General features: G+C 72.0%; 12 protein-coding genes. 4 read left to right on the top strand and 8 right to left on the bottom strand.

Annotated features, from left to right (window positions below):
* Window positions 1-12: 12 nt before the first annotated feature.
* Together ACE3QP_RS04190 and ACE3QP_RS04195 are read right to left on the bottom strand one after the other, a co-directional pair.
* On the bottom strand, window positions 13-1,011 hold the full coding sequence (locus ACE3QP_RS04190) for a response regulator transcription factor (protein ID WP_374433790.1): 999 nt from the start codon (window positions 1,009-1,011) through the stop codon (window positions 13-15).
* A gap of 36 nt (window positions 1,012-1,047) precedes the next feature.
* Window positions 1,048-1,404 carry a hypothetical protein gene (locus tag ACE3QP_RS04195; protein ID WP_374433792.1) on the bottom strand — a complete coding sequence of 119 codons (357 nt, stop codon included), beginning with the start codon at window positions 1,402-1,404 and terminating at the stop codon, window positions 1,048-1,050.
* Between the two features lie 107 nt (window positions 1,405-1,511).
* Here ACE3QP_RS04195 and ACE3QP_RS04200 point away from each other — a divergent pair, with 107 nt between their 5' ends.
* Entirely contained in the window at window positions 1,512-2,624 is a 1,113-nt protein-coding gene (locus tag ACE3QP_RS04200) for a hypothetical protein (RefSeq protein ID WP_374433794.1), read from the top strand.
* Between the two features lie 9 nt (window positions 2,625-2,633).
* Here the strand turns inward: ACE3QP_RS04200 and ACE3QP_RS04205 are convergent, their stop codons facing one another.
* From ACE3QP_RS04205 to ACE3QP_RS04220, 4 genes are read right to left on the bottom strand one after another with little or no spacing between them, the layout of a single operon-like run.
* Window positions 2,634-4,685, bottom strand: coding sequence for a TonB-dependent receptor plug domain-containing protein (locus ACE3QP_RS04205; protein WP_374433795.1), 2,052 nt, complete (start codon window positions 4,683-4,685; stop codon window positions 2,634-2,636).
* Between the two features lie 39 nt (window positions 4,686-4,724).
* Window positions 4,725-6,788, bottom strand: coding sequence for a TonB-dependent receptor plug domain-containing protein (locus tag ACE3QP_RS04210; RefSeq protein ID WP_374433797.1), 2,064 nt, complete (start codon window positions 6,786-6,788; stop codon window positions 4,725-4,727).
* Window positions 6,788-8,467: an ATP-binding protein gene (locus ACE3QP_RS04215; RefSeq protein WP_374433799.1), complete on the bottom strand. Its 1,680-nt coding sequence runs from the start codon at window positions 8,465-8,467 to the stop codon at window positions 6,788-6,790. Before ACE3QP_RS04215 ends, ACE3QP_RS04210 begins: the two co-directional genes overlap by 1 nt.
* Window positions 8,464-9,456, bottom strand: coding sequence for an ABC transporter substrate binding protein (locus ACE3QP_RS04220; RefSeq protein WP_374433801.1), 993 nt, complete (start codon window positions 9,454-9,456; stop codon window positions 8,464-8,466). The genes ACE3QP_RS04215 and ACE3QP_RS04220 overlap by 4 nt, the downstream gene beginning before the upstream one ends.
* Before the next feature lie 133 nt (window positions 9,457-9,589).
* On the opposite strand from ACE3QP_RS04220, the gene ACE3QP_RS04225 reads away from it, so the two are divergent.
* The 3 genes from ACE3QP_RS04225 (at window position 9,590) to ACE3QP_RS04235 (ending at window position 12,664) form a co-directional block, all read left to right on the top strand.
* Window positions 9,590-10,945, top strand: coding sequence for an MBL fold metallo-hydrolase RNA specificity domain-containing protein (locus ACE3QP_RS04225; protein ID WP_374433803.1), 1,356 nt, complete (start codon window positions 9,590-9,592; stop codon window positions 10,943-10,945).
* Window positions 10,938-12,164 (top strand): MgtC/SapB family protein, encoded by a 1,227-nt coding sequence (locus tag ACE3QP_RS04230; RefSeq protein ID WP_374433805.1) that lies wholly within the window; start codon window positions 10,938-10,940, stop codon window positions 12,162-12,164. Before ACE3QP_RS04225 ends, ACE3QP_RS04230 begins: the two co-directional genes overlap by 8 nt.
* 215 nt (window positions 12,165-12,379) lie before the next feature.
* Window positions 12,380-12,664 (top strand): biotin/lipoyl-binding protein, encoded by a 285-nt coding sequence (locus tag ACE3QP_RS04235; RefSeq protein ID WP_374433807.1) that lies wholly within the window; start codon window positions 12,380-12,382, stop codon window positions 12,662-12,664.
* Between the two features lie 196 nt (window positions 12,665-12,860).
* Here ACE3QP_RS04235 and mltB read toward each other — a convergent pair whose 3' ends face one another.
* Together mltB and ACE3QP_RS04245 are read right to left on the bottom strand one after the other, a co-directional pair.
* A complete protein-coding gene (gene mltB / locus ACE3QP_RS04240; RefSeq protein WP_374433808.1) occupies window positions 12,861-13,841 on the bottom strand; it encodes a lytic murein transglycosylase B in 981 nt (326 codons plus the stop codon).
* 158 nt (window positions 13,842-13,999) lie between these two features.
* Window positions 14,000-16,057, bottom strand: coding sequence for a transglutaminaseTgpA domain-containing protein (locus ACE3QP_RS04245; RefSeq protein ID WP_374433810.1), 2,058 nt, complete (start codon window positions 16,055-16,057; stop codon window positions 14,000-14,002).

Here is a 16,057-nt window from a genome sequence, read left to right on the forward strand (position 1 = left end):
GCTGTGGGGCTGTCAGGAACTCTGCAGCTGGCGGGCGCGCTGCACGGCCTGGGCGCGGCTGCCCAGGGCCAGCTTGGCGTACAGGCGGTTGATGTGGGTTTTGACCGTGGCCAGGGACAGATGCAGCTGGTGGGCGATCTGCTCGTTGCTGAGCTGCTGGCCGATGAATTGCAGCACCTGCCATTCGCGCGCCGTCAGGTCCGCTGGCGGCGCCCGGGTGGCGATCGGTGCTTGCGGGCCGAGCAGGCGCTCGATGAGGGGCTGCAGGCCGGCCAGCAGGGCGGGCGGGGTGGCGGGTTGGCGCTGCAAGCTGTGCAGCAAGGGCAGGGCCGGGCCGGCCAGCCAGAACAGGTCCAGCACCTCGGCGGCCGGGTGCTGCAGCCAGGCTTGCAGAGCCGCGGCATCGCCCCTGGCCAGGGCCTGCACCAGGGCCAGGCGTTGTTCCAGCCTTTGCAGCTGGCGTGCGGCCAGGGTGTTGCGCAGCGCCTGCAGCTCCGGCAGGGCCGGGCCCTGCAGCAGGCGGTGGCCGGCGGCCAGCACCTGGCTCTGCAGGCCGTAGAGGTCGTCGGCGGGCTCGGCGGGCTCGCAGGGCGGCAAACCCCGGCCCTGGCTGCTCTCCAGCCAGGCCAGCTCCAGCCGCCACTTGCGCGGCAGGTAGCGCAGCAGGGCGGTCTGGCGCAGGGCCAGTAGCTCGGCGCTCAGGCCTTCGCGGGGGCCATCCACCAGGGTCCGCAGGGCCGCCAGGGCCTGGCTGGCAAAGCCCTGGCTGGGCGGGGCGGGCTGCGGGCCCTGGCTCAACGCCAGGCGCCAGGCCAGGCGCTGCAGGGAGTCCCAGGCGGGCAAGTCGGTGGCTTCGGGGCATTGCGCCACCAGGGCCTGGGCGTGCGCAAGGGCCGCGGCGCGGGGTTCGGGCTGACCCAGCTCGTCGGCGCAGCGCGCCAGCAGGTGCAGGGCGTCGAGTTGCAGCAGGGGCAGGTGGTCGCGATCGGTCTCGCGCAGCAGCTGCTGCACCAGGGGCAGGGCGCGTGCGGGGTGGCCGCTTTCGAGTCAGGCGAAGCCGAGCGCAAAGCGCGCGTGCAGGCACAGCGGGTGCTGGGGGTCGCGCGCCTGCAGGGTGTCGAAGGCCTGCTGGGCATGGCGCAGGGCGTCGGCCGGCACGTCGTACATCTGGGCGCAGCGCGCCTCCACCAGGTGCTGCAGCGCGGCATCGGCCAGCGGGGCGCTGCGACCCAGGCGCTCGGCCTCGTGCGGCAGGCGTTCGGCTTCCAGCAGCCACAGGCGCTGCAGGGCCTGTCGTTCGGGCGGCGCCAGCCCGAGCGGCGCGCCCGCGCGCAGCGCCTCGCCCAAGGCGGCGCGGCCGGGTTGCCACAGGCGGGCCCAAGCGGGGGTGTCCAGGGTGGGCAAGATGGAGTGGGGTGGAAAGTGCTGGGCGCGATTCAACCCTGGGGGTGGACGCGCGCACGGGCCGAAGTTTTCAGAATTCTCCCGTGCCCGACTCTCCGACTGCTGCCGTGACCCTTCTTGACGAACAACGCCAGGCCGCCCAGCTGGCCTTTGCCGCCAGCGGCGCCGAACTGCGCGTGGGCGACCCCGCCGCGCTGCCCTGGCCGCTGCCGGCGCTACGCACCGGCCAGGGCCTGCAGGTGCGGCAGCACATCGACTCCGGCTTGAGCGCCACGATCGAATGCGTCGAGGCCGACGGCCGGCTCTGGTGCGTCAAGCGCGCGCGGCCGCAAGCACGGGTGCGCAACGTCGATGGCCAGACCAGCTTCCTGAACGAGGTGCAGCGCCGCGCCGACATCGAGGCGCTGAAGCGCCGTGACCCCGGGCGCTGGGGCGCGCTGGTGGACACCGCCTATGCCGACTACCGCGCCGGCCTGATCGTCTCGCCCTGGATCGAGGGCGGCGCGGTGTGCGAGTGGGGCGAGCGCACGCTGGGCCAGCTGTTCGAGGCCGCCTGCGCCCTCTGGCTCGAAGGCCTGTTCGAGTGGGATCTGTGCGCCGGCAACCTGCTTGACGACGGCCAGCAGCTGCGCCTGTTCGACTTCGGCTACTGCTACCGCTTCGACCCGCTGCGCCAGTTCAACAGCGCCGGCCGCGGCGACGACCAGCCGCTGTTCCACCCCGCCGAGCGCTTCGAGACGCGCTGCTACAGCGCCCTGCTGCTGCAGCTGGAGCGCACGCAAGGCCAGGCCGCCGCGCTGGCCGCCTTCCGGCGCGCCAAGCAGGCCGCCCTGCCGGCCTACGCGCGCATGCGTGCCGCGGTGGCGGCGCGCGGCGCCAGCGCGGCGGTGCTGGATTGGCTGGATGCGATCTGCACGCGTTGGCGCGAGGCCCTGCGGGGCGATGCCGAGGCGCTCTACCTGGCCGAGGCCTGGCGCTCGCACCGCCTGGATCTGGACGACGACCTGCGCGGCCAGAGCTGCACCCCCACCACCTTGGCGCGCGCCGACTGGCTGCTGGCCACGGCGCAGGCGCACCCTAAGGCGCTGCGCGAGGCGCTGTTCTGGGGCGAGCAGGCGCTGAGCCCGGCGGCCCTGCAGGCGCATTTGCGGGCGCTGCGGGCCGACGCCGAGCGGTTTCAGCTTGGGCGGGGGGTAGCAGAGGCGCAAACCCCAAGCTGAGCCCGCCGCCTAGAACCGGTAACCCAGCTCCAGCAGCGCGTAGCGGCGCGGCAGCGGCAGGTCGTAGGGGATGCTGCCCGGGGCCGGGCTGGGCTCGCGTGCGTCGGCGTCGGCCAGGTTGTTGAGCAGCAGGCTGGCCTGCCAGCCCTGCAGCGCGCTGCGGCGCCAGTGCAGGCCCAGGTCGGCCAGCGTGTAGTCGGCCAGGGCGGGGCGGGCATCGCCGGCGGCGCGGGCGCGGCCGGCGATGTGGCGGGCCTGCAGGCTGGCGGCCCAGTCGCCGTTCAGCCGTGCCTCCAGGGCCAGCTTGGCCATGCGGCGCGGGGCATCGGCCGAGCGCAGGCCGGTCAGGCGGTCGCGGCTGATCTGCTGCGACCAGCTCGCGTCCACCCGCCAGGCCGGGCCGGGCTGCCAGCGTGCCTCGGCCTCGAAGCCATGGCCGTCCTGGGTGCCGAGGTTCTGCGTGGTGGCGCCGGAGCTCGGGTCGGCATGCGGCACCAGGCGCAGGATGTCGTGCATGCGGTAGCGGAACAGGTTCAGGCGCAGTTGCAGACTGCGGTGGGCCTGCCAGTCGGCCGTCAGCTCGGTGGTGGCCATGTGCTCGGGCCGGGCGTCGGGGTTGCCCAGGTTCACCGGGTTGTTGATGTTGTGCAGCTCGGCAAAGCTGGGCGCACGGAAGGCGCGGCCGTGCAGGGCCTTGAGCGTGAGGTCATGGCGGGCATCCCACACCAGGGCCAGGCGCGGGTTGGTGGTGTGGCCGAAGTCCGAATAGCGGTCGTGGCGCAGGCCGGCGGTCAGGGTCCAGTCCTGCGCCAGCTGCCATTCGTCCTGCAGGGCCAGGAAATGCAGGTCACGCTGCTGCGGCGTCACGTAAGGGCCGCTGGCCGAGACATCCACCAGGCTGCCCAGCGGCACCGGGAAGCTGCCCACCCCGGGCAGCACCTGGAAGTTGAAATTCTTCACTTCACGCGTGGCGTAGAGATCGCTGCGGCGCCAGCCCGCCAGCAGACGCAGGCGGTGTTGGGCCCAGCCGCCATAGAGCAGGCTGCCCTCCAGATCGTGCACACGGCTGTTGCGCCCCGGGCCGCCCAGCATGCCCTCAGGGTAGAGGCCGCCGAAGGCGCCAGGCGGAAAGAGCTGGTAGAGCGAATCGATCTGGGTGTGCGTGATGCTGGCATGCAGCTGGGCGTCCCAGTCGGGCAGCCAGCCACTGTGCTGCCAGTCCAGCGCCAGCACGGCGAAATCGGTATCGGCCCAATCGCGGTCGGACAGGGCCTGGGCCAGGCCGGGGCCGGAGCCGATGCCGCGGCGGCGCTTCAGGCTGGCCTGGGCCTGCCACTCCTGCCAACCCAGGCGGAGCTGCAGGTCGAGGTCGCGGTGCCGGGTGCTCATCGGCCCAGGCGCGCGCGAGGCCTGGGTGCCGAACGCGGCGTCCAGCCCGGTCTGGGCGTCCGCGCGGAGGGTCTCGGCCTGGCCGTCGCTGCGGCCGGCGCGCAGCCAGGCCAGCCAGGACCAATCGCCGCTGCGGCCGCTGTGACGCAGGCTGGCGGCGCGGGTGTCGAAGGCGCCAGCCTGCAAGCCGAGCTGGGTGCCGGGCTGCTCGCCGGCGCGCCAGGTGGTGATGGCGATGACGCCAGCCAGCGCGTCGGCACCGTACAGCGCCGAGCCGGGGCCGCGGATCACTTCCACGCGTGCCACCTGATCCAGCGGCATCGAGACCCACAGCTCCTCCGGGCTGCCGAGCAGGATGCTCTGGCGCCGCACGCCGTCGATCAGGATCAGCACCTGCTGGCTGAACTCGCTCTGCACGCCGCGCAGCTGGAAGCGCGGTTCGTTGATGTAGTAGGTGCGCGAGACATGCAGGCCGGGCACGCGCTGCAGCAGCTCGGTCAGGTCGGTGGCGCCGCTGGCGCGGATGTCCTCGGCCGTGAACACTGTGGCCACCGCCGGGGCGCGGCGCAGGCTTTGCTTGTTGCCGGTGGCGATGCTGACGGTAGCGGCGTCGCCATAGGCCAGGGCCAGCTCGTCGTCATCGGCGGCCAGCGCCGGGGTGCCGGCCAACAAAGCGGCGAATGCACAGCAAAGGGTTCTGCGGCTTGCCATTCAAAACCTCCAGCTGCCTTCCAGCGAGACGCTGCGCGGCGCCTGCGGCAGGTCGTTGACGATGCGACCCGGCGCCAGGCTGGGTTCGCGCACATCGGCATTGCCCAGGTTGCGAAGCTGCAGGGCCAGGTTCCAGGGCTGGGCCTGCGGGCTCCAGCGCAGCGCCAGGTCGGCGCTGAGGTAGCCGCGCAGCGGCGCGCGGGCGTCGCCGGCGGGGCGGGCGCGCTCACCCACTTGCAGCAGCTGCAGGCCTAGGCGCCAGTCAGGCGCGGCAGCCCAGTCCAGCCCCAGCAGGGCCCGCTGCTCGGGGGCGTAGCCGGGGCGCTGTCCGGTGGCCAAATCGCGCCCGCGCTGCCAGGAATAGCTGGCCTGCAGCTGCAGGCCGGGCAGCGCCTGCCAGCGTAGCTCGGCTTCGCCGCCGCGGCCGGTCTGGCCGCTGGTGTTGTTGAAGGTGGTGCCGGTGCCCGGGGTGTTGTTGGGCGTGGGCCGGATGATGTCTTGCATGCGGAAGCGGAACAGGTTCAGCAGCAGCTGCAGATCGCGTGCCGGCTGCCAGTGCAGGGCCAGTTCGCTGGTGGCGATGGTTTCGGGTTTGACGTTTGGATTGCCGCGCGCCACCGGGTTGGTGATGGAGTAGAGCTCGGCAAAGCCCGGAGCACGGTACGCGCGGCCGTGCAGGGCTTTGAGCGTGAGGTCGTGGCGGGCGTTCCAGACCAGCGCCAGGCGCGGGTTCGTTGTGCCACCCACGTCCGAGTAGTTGTCGTGACGCAGGCCGGCGGTTAACAGCCAGTCAGGTGCCAGTTGCCATTCGTCCTGCAGGTAGAGGTGGTGGTGGCGGCGGCTGTGCGGCAGCAGGAAGGGGGTGCCGCTGTTGCTGAAGACGGGCTGCGGGATGGGCAGGCCGTTTGCGGCGTAGCTGAAGTTGCGCCACTCTGAAGTGCGGTACATGTCCAGGTCTTCGGCGCCGGCGCCCAGGCGCCACTGATGGCCGCGCCAGGCCGACCAAGCCAGAAAGCCATGCAGGCGCCAGCGCCGCTCCCAGGTTTCAGGCGCGCCGATCATGCCGTCGGGGAAGCTGCCGGTAGGGAAGCGCGCGCCGGGCGGAAAGATCTGCAAAGGGCGCGGAAACAGTTGCTGATAGGCCTGGAAGTCCAGCGTGGCGCCGGCGCCCAGGCCCTCGCGCAGCTGGGGCTCGCTCCAGCCCAGTTCGGCGTTCAGGCGGCGCGTGCGCTCCAGCGATTCCGGGTCCAGCGCCAGGGCGATGCCGGCGCCGCTTTCAAAGTCGCGCTGCAGGGCCTGGGTGCGCAAGCGCCAGCGCTGCCAGCCCAGCTCCAGGCCCAGGGTGGTGGCGCGGTTGTGCAGGTTCAGCGTGCCGGGCGCCAGGCTGGCCCGGCTGCCGAAGGCGGCGTCGTTGGCGCTTTGCGCGTCACGCTCGATCTGGGCCTCAAAGCCATCGGTTCGGCGCTGGTGGGCGTGCACGGCGTAGTCCCAGTCACCCTGGCTGCGGCCGCTCTGCAGCCACAGCTCGCGGCTGCCAAAGCTGCCGCCACGCAGGCCCAGCTCGCTGCCGTTGAGCTGGCGCCCGCCCTTGGTAATCAGGTTGATCACGCCGGAGTAGGCCTCGGCGCCGTACAGCGCCGAGCCCGGCCCGCGCAGGATCTCGATGCGGGCCAGGTTGTCGATCGGCAGGCCGCGCCAGCCGGCAGAGCCGCGGTCGCCGCGGCTGCTGGTGGTCAGCGGTTGGCCGTTCCACAGCAACAGGATCTGTTGGTTGTACTGGGAGTACAGCCCGCGCATCACCCACAGCGGCACGTAGAACGAGGCGTGGCGCGAGACATGCAGGCCCGGCACCCGGGCCAGTACGTCTTCCAGGTCGGTTGCGCCCATGGCGCGCATGTCTTCGGCGGTGATGACAGTGGCCACCGCCGGCGCCTGGCGCAGGCTCTGCGGCGCCCCGGTGGCGATGCTGATGGTGGCGCTATCGCCATAGGCCAGGCTCAGCTCGTCATCCTGCGCCGCAGCGCCCGCGCCCAGCAGGGCGGTGCAACAGATCCAGATACGCATCACGCCTCCTTGCCGCTGCGCTGCGGCGCCACGCGCGGCAGGGTCAGGATGACTCGGGTGCCGGCTCCTGGCGCACTATCCACGCTGACCCGCCCGCCCAGCAAGCCGTTCACCAGGGTGTGCACGATCTGCATGCCCAGGCCCGAGCCGCCCTGGCCGAACTTGGTGGTGAAGAAGGCCTCGAAGACGCGCAGGCGCACGTCCTCGCCCATGCCATGGCCGTCGTCGGAGCAGACGATCTGCACATGGTCCTCGCCCCAGGCGTGGCATTGCACCTGCAACACGCCACTCGGGCGGCCTTCGAAGCCGTGCAGCAGCGCGTTCTGGGCGACGTTGGTGATGACCTGGCCGAGCGGGCCGGGGTAGCTGTCCAGCTCCAGGCCGGGGTCCAGCTCGGTTTCGATGCGGTAGGGCGTGGCCTTGAACATCGGCCCCAGGCTGCCCAGGATCTCGCGCAGCACTTCGTCGGCCTTGAACTTGCGGCGCATCTCGGTGGTCTGGTCGATCGCCAGCTGCTTGAAGCCGCGAATGATGTTGGCAGCGCGCTGCACATTGCGGTGCACGAGCTCGGACGATTCCACGCCATGGTCCAGCCCGCCCTGCAGCTCGGATTTGCGCAGCTGGCCGGCTTCAAAGCGGGTGCGCAGGTGGCGCTGTTCGGCTTCCAGCGCGGTGGCGGCGATCAGCGCATTGCCCAGCGGCGTGTTGAGCTCGTGCGCCACCCCGGCCACCAGGCTGCCCAGCGAGGCCAGCTTGTCGCTCTCCACCAGCTGCTTCTGCGCTTCCTGCAGGGTGTCCAGGGCCTGCTGCAGCTCGGCATTGGCGCGCGTCAGCGAGAGCGTGCGGTCGTTCACCCGCTGCTCCAGCGTGGCGGCGTGGCGGGCCAGCTCGTCGTTCTTGGCCTGCAGCTCGGCCTCGCGCTGCTCCAGGGTGTCCATCATGCGGTTGAACACCTGGGCCATGCGCTGCAAGTCGCGCGGGCCGCGCGGGCGGGCGCGCAGGCCCGGCCCGGTGCTGCCGGCCTGGGTCATCACCTCGGCCAGCTCGCCCAGCGGTTCGGTCAGGCGCAGCGTGAGCCGGCGCAGCACCCACAGCAGCAGCAGGGCGCAGGCCAGGGCGACAGCGAAGTTCACCAGCACCAAATGGCGCGTCAACTGGGTGAGCGCCTGCTTGCTGAGCGTGATGCGCACCTGGCCCAGCAGCTCGGAGCGCGCCGCCTCGGCCTCGAAGGGGCTGGCCTCGCCCGCCTGGGTACGCACCGGGGCCACGAAGCTCCAGGCTTCGTCGCTCTCGGCCTCCAGGTAGGCGCTCTCGGGCAGGTTGAGCGGGCGCGAGGCCGCCAGGGCCGGCGCCTCGCCGCGCGCGGCGAGCAGCTCGCCGCTGCCCAGCAGCAGCTCGAAACGCAGCATGTCCGGGTAGTAGAAGGCGCGCTCGATGGGCGCGGCGGCGTTGTCAGGGCTTTGCGTCAACAGCGCCAGCTGGCTCTGCTGGGCCAGGCCGACGGCCAGGCTCAGGCCCTGCTGGCGCAGGTTCTCACGCACGCGTAGCGAGCCCTGCCAGGAGCTCAGCAGGGCCGAGAGCGCGGCGATCAGCACCACGCCCACGCCCACCGCCACCGTCAGCTGGCGGCGGAAGGTGGTGCGGCGCAGGCGCGCCAGGGGCTGCAGCAGCGGGTTCATCGTTCAGGCAGCAGCAGGTCGTAGCCGCGTTGCAGCTGCGGGTTGAGGTCCAGCCCCAGATGGCTGGCGGTGCGGGTGTTCAGCGCGGCCTGCACCTCGCGCAGCGCGCGCAGGCCGCGCGGCGCGCTGGCGCTGCGGGCCAGCAGGGCGGTGGCGGTCTGGCCCAGGCTGCGGCCCAGCTCCAGGTTGTTGGGGAAGAGCGAGAACAGCGCGCCGCGCCGCACATGGGCCAGGTTGCTGGAAAAGAGGGCGATGTTGCGGTCCCAGCATTCCTGCAGCACCAGGGGCAGCACGGTGGCTTCGTCCACGGTGGCGGGGTCTTGAGGCAGCCACAGGGCGTCCTGCGCGCCCGCCTGGCCAAAGAAGTCCTGGTAGGCACGCAGCGCCTGCTTCAGGTCGTCCACTTCCAATGCGCGCAGTTCCAGCCCGAGGGCGCGCGCGGCGTCCTGGGCCGGGCGCATCAGCCAGCCGCTGTGGCGGCCGCTGTACACCACGGTGACGCGGCGCACCCCCGGCAGCAGCGCACGCAGGCGCTGCAGCAGCAGTTGCGGGTCGGGCGTCAGGCTGTGCAGGCTGGTGGCGCGCTGGTCGCCTTCGGCAGGGCTGATGATGCCGCCGCCCACCACGTCGACGCCGGCTTCCAGCGCCAGCGCCACGCGCAGGCCGGCGCGGCCCAGGGCCACCACCACGCGCGGGCGGCGCCGCTGCAGCTCGGCCGCCAGCCCGGTTTGGGCGCTGGCGTCGGACTGAACCGGCACCAGCAGCTTGTCGCTGCGCACGGCCAGGCGTTCGTCAATGCCCTCGACGATCTTGCTGAACACCGAACGAAAGGGCTCGCCGATGTCCGGATAGATCACCGACACCGGCGCATCGGCCGCCCAGGCCGCACCGGTGCCGCCCGAGCCGCCTGTGCCCAGGAGCAGGGCAGCGCGCAGCAGTCCGTCACGGCGGCGCAGTCCAGGGCAGGGCGGAGGGGCGGAATTCGGCACAGGAAGGCAGCCTACCGCGTCCGTCGGCCCGCTTCGGCGCCGCCGCGCCTTGATGCGCATCAAGCCCCATGGCCCGCACAGGGGGCTCGGGCCGTGCCAGCATCGCGTCCTGCCGTTCACCACCGGGTTCACCATGCAGCTGCACTTCCTCGGCGCCGCCGACACCGTCACCGGTTCCCGTCACGCGGTCGACCTGGCCGGCCGGCGCATCCTGCTCGACTGCGGCCTGTTCCAGGGCTTCAAGACCTACCGCGAGCGCAATTGGGCGCCGCTGCCGCTGCCGGCGGATTCGATCGACGCCGTGGTGCTCAGCCACGCCCATTTGGACCACAGCGGCTGGTTGCCGGTGCTGATGCAGCAGGGTTTTCGCGGGCCGGTGATCGCCAGCCCCGCCACCTGCGCACTGGCCGAGGTGCTGCTGCTGGACAGCGCGCACCTGCAGGAGGAAGACGCCCGCCGCGCCAACCGCGGCGGCTGGAGCCGGCACCGCCCGGCCAAGCCCCTCTACACGGTGCAGCAGGCGCGCAAGGCGCTGCAATTGCTCAAGCCCCTGGCGCCGGGGCGCACCGCCAAGGTGGGCGGCGTGCAGGTGGAGCTCAAGCCCGCCGGCCACCTGCTGGGCGCCAGCAGCGTGCGCCTGCAGGCCGGGGGCGCCAGCCTGGTGTTCTCGGGCGATCTGGGCCGTGGCGACGACCTGCTGATGCCGCCCCCGCAGCCCCAGCTGGAAGCGGACGTGCTGCTGATCGAGAGCACCTACGGCAACCGCCTGCACCCGCTGCAGGACGTGCAGGCCCGGCTGGGCGAAATCATCCGCACCGTGGTGCGCCGCGGCGGCTCGGTGCTGCTGCCAAGCTTTGCCGTGGGCCGCGCCCAGGCCCTGCTGCTGGTGCTACAGCGCCTGCGCCAGTCCGGCGAAGTGCCGGAGGACCTGCCCATCGTGCTGGACAGCCCGATGGCCCGCACCGCCACCACGCTCTACCAGCGCCATGGCCGCCTGCTGCGCGTGCCGCCGCGCGAGGTCGCCAACCTGACCGACGGCGTCACCCTCATCGAGACGCCGCAGGAATCGCAGGCGCTGATGCGCTCGCGCTGGCCCAAGGTCATCATTTCCGCCAGCGGCATGGCCACCGGCGGGCGTGTACTCGGCCACCTCAAGAACATGCTGCCCAATCCGCGCCATCACGTCGTCTTTCCCGGCTTCCAGGTGGCTGGCACGCGTGGCGCGCAGCTGGTGGCGGGGGCGGCCTCCGTCAAGATGTTCGGGGAGTACGTCGCCGTGAAGGCCGAGGTCACCCACCTCGAAGGCTTCTCGGGCCATGCCGATGCCGACGGCCTGCTGGCCTGGCTGCGCCAGTTCCACCAGCCGCCCGAGCGAACCTTCGTGGTGCACGGCGAACCCGACGCGGCCGACGCGCTGCGCCTGCGCATCCAGGACGAATTGGACTGGCGCGTCACCGTGCCCGAGCAGGGCGCGCGCATCGATGTTTGAGCCGCAGGCCCTGATTGGCCTGGGCGTGGCCGTGGGTGGTGGCCTGCTGATTGGCCTGGACCGCGAGCGCCGCAAGGAAGAGCGCGGCGGCGACGCCGGCCTGCGCAGCTTCGCCGTCGCCGGCCTGACCGGCGCCCTGGCCCAGCACCGGCCCGAGCTGCTGGCCGTGGGGGCGCTTTTCATCGCCGTACTGGCCGCGCTGGCTTACTGGCGCAACCCCGGGCGCGACCGCGGCATGACCACCGAGCTGGCGCTGTTCGCCACCTTCCTGATCGGCGTGCTGGCCGTCAGCCAACCCGCGCTGGGTGCGGCCTGCGCCGCCGGCCTGGCCCTGCTGCTGGCCGCGCGCGAGCGCCTGCACCGCTTCGCCACCCTGGGCCTGAGCGAGCAGGAACTGCACGACGGCCTGCTGCTGGCCGCGCTCACGCTCATCGCCTTGCCACTCATCCCCGCCGGCCCCTTGCCCTGGCTGGGTGGCATCAGCGCGCGGCCGCTGGCGGCCCTGGTGCTGCTCATCATGGCCCTGCAGGCCGCAGGCCAGGTGGCGATGCGCCGCATGGGCGCCGATGCCGGCCTGCTGATCTCGGCGCTGTTCTCCGGCTTCGTCTCCAGCACCGCCACCATCGCCTCGCTGGGCAGCCGCGCGCGCGCCGAGGCGGGCCATGCTGCCGCCCTGGCGCGCGGCGGCGCCATGTCCACCGTCGCCACCTGGCTGCAGGCCCTGGTGATGGTGACCGCCCTGGCTCCCGCCGCCCTGCCCACCGTGGCCCTGCCAGTGCTGCTGGGCGCCGCCAGCGCCGCCACCCTGGCCCTGCTGGGCCGCAACGGCCAGCACCTGCCCGCGGTGGCTGAAAAAGGCAGCGCCCTGCGTCCACGCGAGGCCCTGCTGGTAGCCGTCTTCCTGGCCGGCGTGGCCTGGGCCGTCACCCAGGCCCGCGCCGCCTTCGGTGCCGGCGGCCTGCTGGCTGGTGTGGGTGTCAGTGCCCTGGCCGATGCCCACGCCCCGGTGGCCTCCCTTGCCGCCCTGCACGCTGCCGGCCAAATCCCCGCACCTTTGCTGCTGCAGGGCGTGCTCCTGGCCATCGGCGCCAACAGCCTGACGCGCATGGTGGTGGCCTGGGTGGCCGGTGGCTGGGTGTATGCCAGAAGGGTGGCGGCGGCCCTGGTGGGGAGCTGGGGGCTGGCGGCGGTAGCGGCTTGGGGTTTGAGCCGGCTCTGAAGGCATGCGGCAACCAGCGCTTGCCAAAGTCGCGCACCGGTTGCCTTTCTGCAGCATCTTGTGCCAAAGCGTTCTGTTCGCCATAAGACAAGCCGTCGATGGCAAGTCCACTGCCGCGGGGCTTCCGTAGCAGCTCTTCGGCCGTCAAGTCTTGGCTCGCGGTTCCCAGGGCTCGCTGCGTTGAGTGCCGGCCGCTGTCTGCGTGCCTTCGCCGGATGACTTCCACCTTGTTGCGTCCTGAAGTGACGCACCTCCAGCAGGCTCAATGGCTGGGCAGCATCCGCATGGCCTGTCCGCCCAGCTTTCCCTTTCTCACCGCGCTGCCGATCGATCTGGGCACGTACACCCGCAAAGTCACCTTGCCCGGTGTGCTGGTTCCAGAGGGCGGAGTCATGGATATCAGCAGCCCGCAGGGTGGCACCGTCACCGAAGTGCTGGTCATGGAGGGCGATGAGGTGCAGGCTGGCCATGCGCTGATTCGCCTGCGGGCCGAGCGCTAGTTGGCCGGATGCGAACTGGGCCAGTTGCGGGCCGCTGCTATGGCGCAGCGTCGCCCGAGCATGCAAGTCGAGCTACGACACCGGAGGCGCATGCGCGCCTGGTAGGTCTGCACCTCCAGCAGGCCGCGCAGCCACGGCGGGCGTCAACGCCGAGGCGCAGAGGTAGTGATCGCTCTGCGCCAGGGCAGTCGTCATCTCAGGGGGTTTGACCGGCCTTGCGCAGCTGCCCCAGGCGCTCGCCCAGGGTGATGACCGCCAGCGCGTAATAGGCCGAGCGGTTGTAGCGCGTCAGCACATAGAAGTTGCGGCTGCCCAGCACATAGGTGGGAGGCGCCACGCCGCCGTTCTCCAGCTGCACCAGGGCCCAGGGGCCGGGGTGGGGCAGGGCTTGTGGCGGCGTCAGGCCGGCGGCTTCCAGCGTGGCGGCGCCCCAGGTGGGGTCGATGTCCGGTGCCAGCAGGCGCGCGCGCTCGGTGGCGTCGGCCGGTGGCTCGGTGTAGACATGCGTGGCCAGGCCGGCCTGCCAGCCATGGCGGGCCAGGAAATGCGCCACCGAGCCGATCGCGTCGGCCGGGTTGCCCACCAGGTCGATGTGGCCGTCGCCATCAAAGTCCACCGCATAGCTGCGCCAGCTGCTGGGCATGAACTGACCGTACCCCATGGCGCCGGCAAAGCTGCCCTTGAAGCTGAAGGGCTCGCGCGCCTCCTGGCGGGCCAGCAGCAGGAACTCGACCAGCTGCTCGCGGAAGAAGGGCGTGCGGTCGCTGCGGCCGCCGGGGAAGTCGAAGGCCAGGGTGGCCAGGGCGTCGAGCACGCGGAAGTTGCCCATGATCTGGCCGTAAAAGGTCTCCACGCCCAGGATGCCCATGACGATCTCGGCGGGCACGCCGTAGTCCTTCTCGGCGCGTGCCAGCGACTCGGCGTTCTGCTCCCAGAACTGCAAGCCGGCCTGCAGGCGACGCGGTTCCACGAAGCGGTCGCGGTAGGCGGCCCAATCCTTGGCCTGGCCGGGGGGCGCGGGCAGGATGAACTGCGCGGCGCGCGGCTGGTACTGGGCCTGACCCAGCAAGGCCAGAAGCTCAGCCTCGTTCCAGCCGGCCAGCGGGGCACCTGGGCGCGCTTGCGTTTGCAGCCATTCGCGCACGTCGCTGCGCTCGGCGTAGCGGCCGGGCTTCATGCCGTGGGCGGGCTGTGCGGCAACGGAGAGCGGGGTCGGAGTCCGGGCGGGGGCGGCTTTTTTCTTGGGCGCCGCCAGAGCGGGGCTGAGCAGCAGGGCGCCGGCAAGGGCAAGGGTGAGGGCGGGTGCCAGGGGCAGGGCAGGGAACACGAAAACGATCAGGAAGACGGCGAGGAAGGGGGCGGAGTGTCGCCCAGGCCTCTGGGCAGGCTGCGCTGCAGGCCCCGCCACCAGGCCTGGCGCCAGCGCAGCGCCTGCCAGGGGCCGAGCTCGGCCTGCGGGCCGTAGCGGCGCTGCTCCAGCTGGGCCAGCTGGGCCTGCAGCGCGGCGGCGCGCGCGCCCCAGTGCTGGCCGGCCAGAGCGGCCCAGCGCAGTGGGGCCTGATGGGGCTGGGCCTGCGTCAGGCCCGCGCGCTGCAGCGCCTGCAGCGTGCGCTGGTGCAGCCGCACCCAGGGGTTGTGCTCGTGGGCGCGCCAGCGCATCCAGGCCAGGGCACCTAGTGCCAGGCTGCCGATGGCGATGGCCACCGCGTGGCCCAGCGCCGTCCAGTCGGCCTCCTCGAAGCCGAGGCGGCGCAGCAGGTCGAACTGCTGGTCGCGTGCATAGCCCAGCACCCACTGCTGCCACTGCAGGTCCAGCGCCTCGCCGATGCGACGCATGCGCGCCCACAGGGTGGGGTCGATGGCGTCCAGCGCACCCTGCAGGGCACCTGGCGGCGGGCTAAGTCGAATGCCGCGTTCCACTCGCTCGGGGGCCACAGCAGCTGTGGGGTCCGCGCGTTGCCAGCCCACCAGGGGCTGCCAGTACTCGATCCAGGCATGGGCGTGGCTGTTGCGCACTACGGCCCAACCGTCCTGCAGTTGCGGGTCCACGCCCTGGTAACCCGTCACGATGCGCGCCGGCACCCCGGCCGCACGCAGGGCCACCACGGTGGCGGCTGCGTAGTGTTCGCAGAAGCCGGCGCGGCGGTCGAACCAGAATTCGTCGATCAGGTGCGGGCTGAGTTCGCCGTATACGCCAGGGGTCAGGGTGTAGCGGAAGGGTTCGTGGCGAATGTGCGCGAATAGCACCGCTACCAGCTTGTCCGGGCTGCGGCCCTGTGCCTGTTCGCGCGCCCACGCCGTCATGCGCGGGTTCAGCCCGGGCGGCAGGCGGCGCGCCGGGCGCAGGCTGGCGTGCTCCTCAAAGGGGCCGAGTCGGCTGCCGCGCGCGTAGGCCTGGTGCTCCAGGCGCAGGCGTTCGGTGATGGGGCGGTTGGCGATCCAGCTTAGCTCCGCGCTGCGGCGCAGGCTCAGGTTCGGCGCGTTGGGGAGCTGCCAGCGTTCGCCAGGCTGGCCGGGGCCGTGCTCCAGCACCGGCAGCAGAGCCACCCGCTGGGGCTCCACCAGCATTTCGTAGCGCAGCGCGGGCTCGGGGCCTGGCTGCCAGGCCTCGGGGGGCAGGGGCACGGCGCTGGGAGGGAGGGCGCGCCAGGTCAGTCCGTCGAAGTCAGTCAGAACTGGGCCGCGGAAGTAAACCTGCTGCAGCGGCGGCAGGCGCTGGTTGTCCAGGGTGCGTAGGCGCAGGTTCACGGCTTCATCGCTGGCCAGGGTGGCGACTTGGCCGAACTCCATCTGGTCAGACAGTCCGGTACCTGCCGAGGCGCCGGGCACGCCCCACAACGGTGCCATGCGCGGGAACAGCAGGAACAGCAGCACCATCACCGGCAGGCCGTACAGCGTGGTGCGGGCGGCCTCGCGCGCGGCGATCTTCAGATGCGGCTGGCCCAGCGGCATCTGTGCCAGCACCAGGCTGGTCAGCAGGCCCCAGACCGTGGCCACCGTCCATAGCGCCACCCACAGCGCCTGCGAGTGCAGGAACTGCGTCAGCACCAAAAAGAAGCCGAGGAAGAAGACCACGAAGGCGTCGCGCCGCTTGTGCATCTCCAGCAGCTTCAAGGCCATCAGCAGGGTCACCAGGGTGAGGCCCGCATCCCGGCCAACCAGCACGCCATGGCTGATCTTGGCCGCCGCACAGGCGCTCGCCAGGATCAGCATCAGCAGCCAGCGGTTCGGCAGCGGCCGCGCGCCCCAGGCCAGCCAAACGCGCCAGCCCAGCAGCAGCAACAGGCTGGCGCCGGCCCAGAGCGGGATGCGCAGCAGGTGCGGCGCCACGGTCATGGCCACCACGCCGACGAGGAAGAGCGTGTCGCGGGCGTCGCGGCTCAGGCGCTGCAT

It is taken from the genome of Inhella sp. (assembly GCF_041912635.1).
GTDB lineage: Bacteria > Pseudomonadota > Gammaproteobacteria > Burkholderiales > Burkholderiaceae_C > Inhella.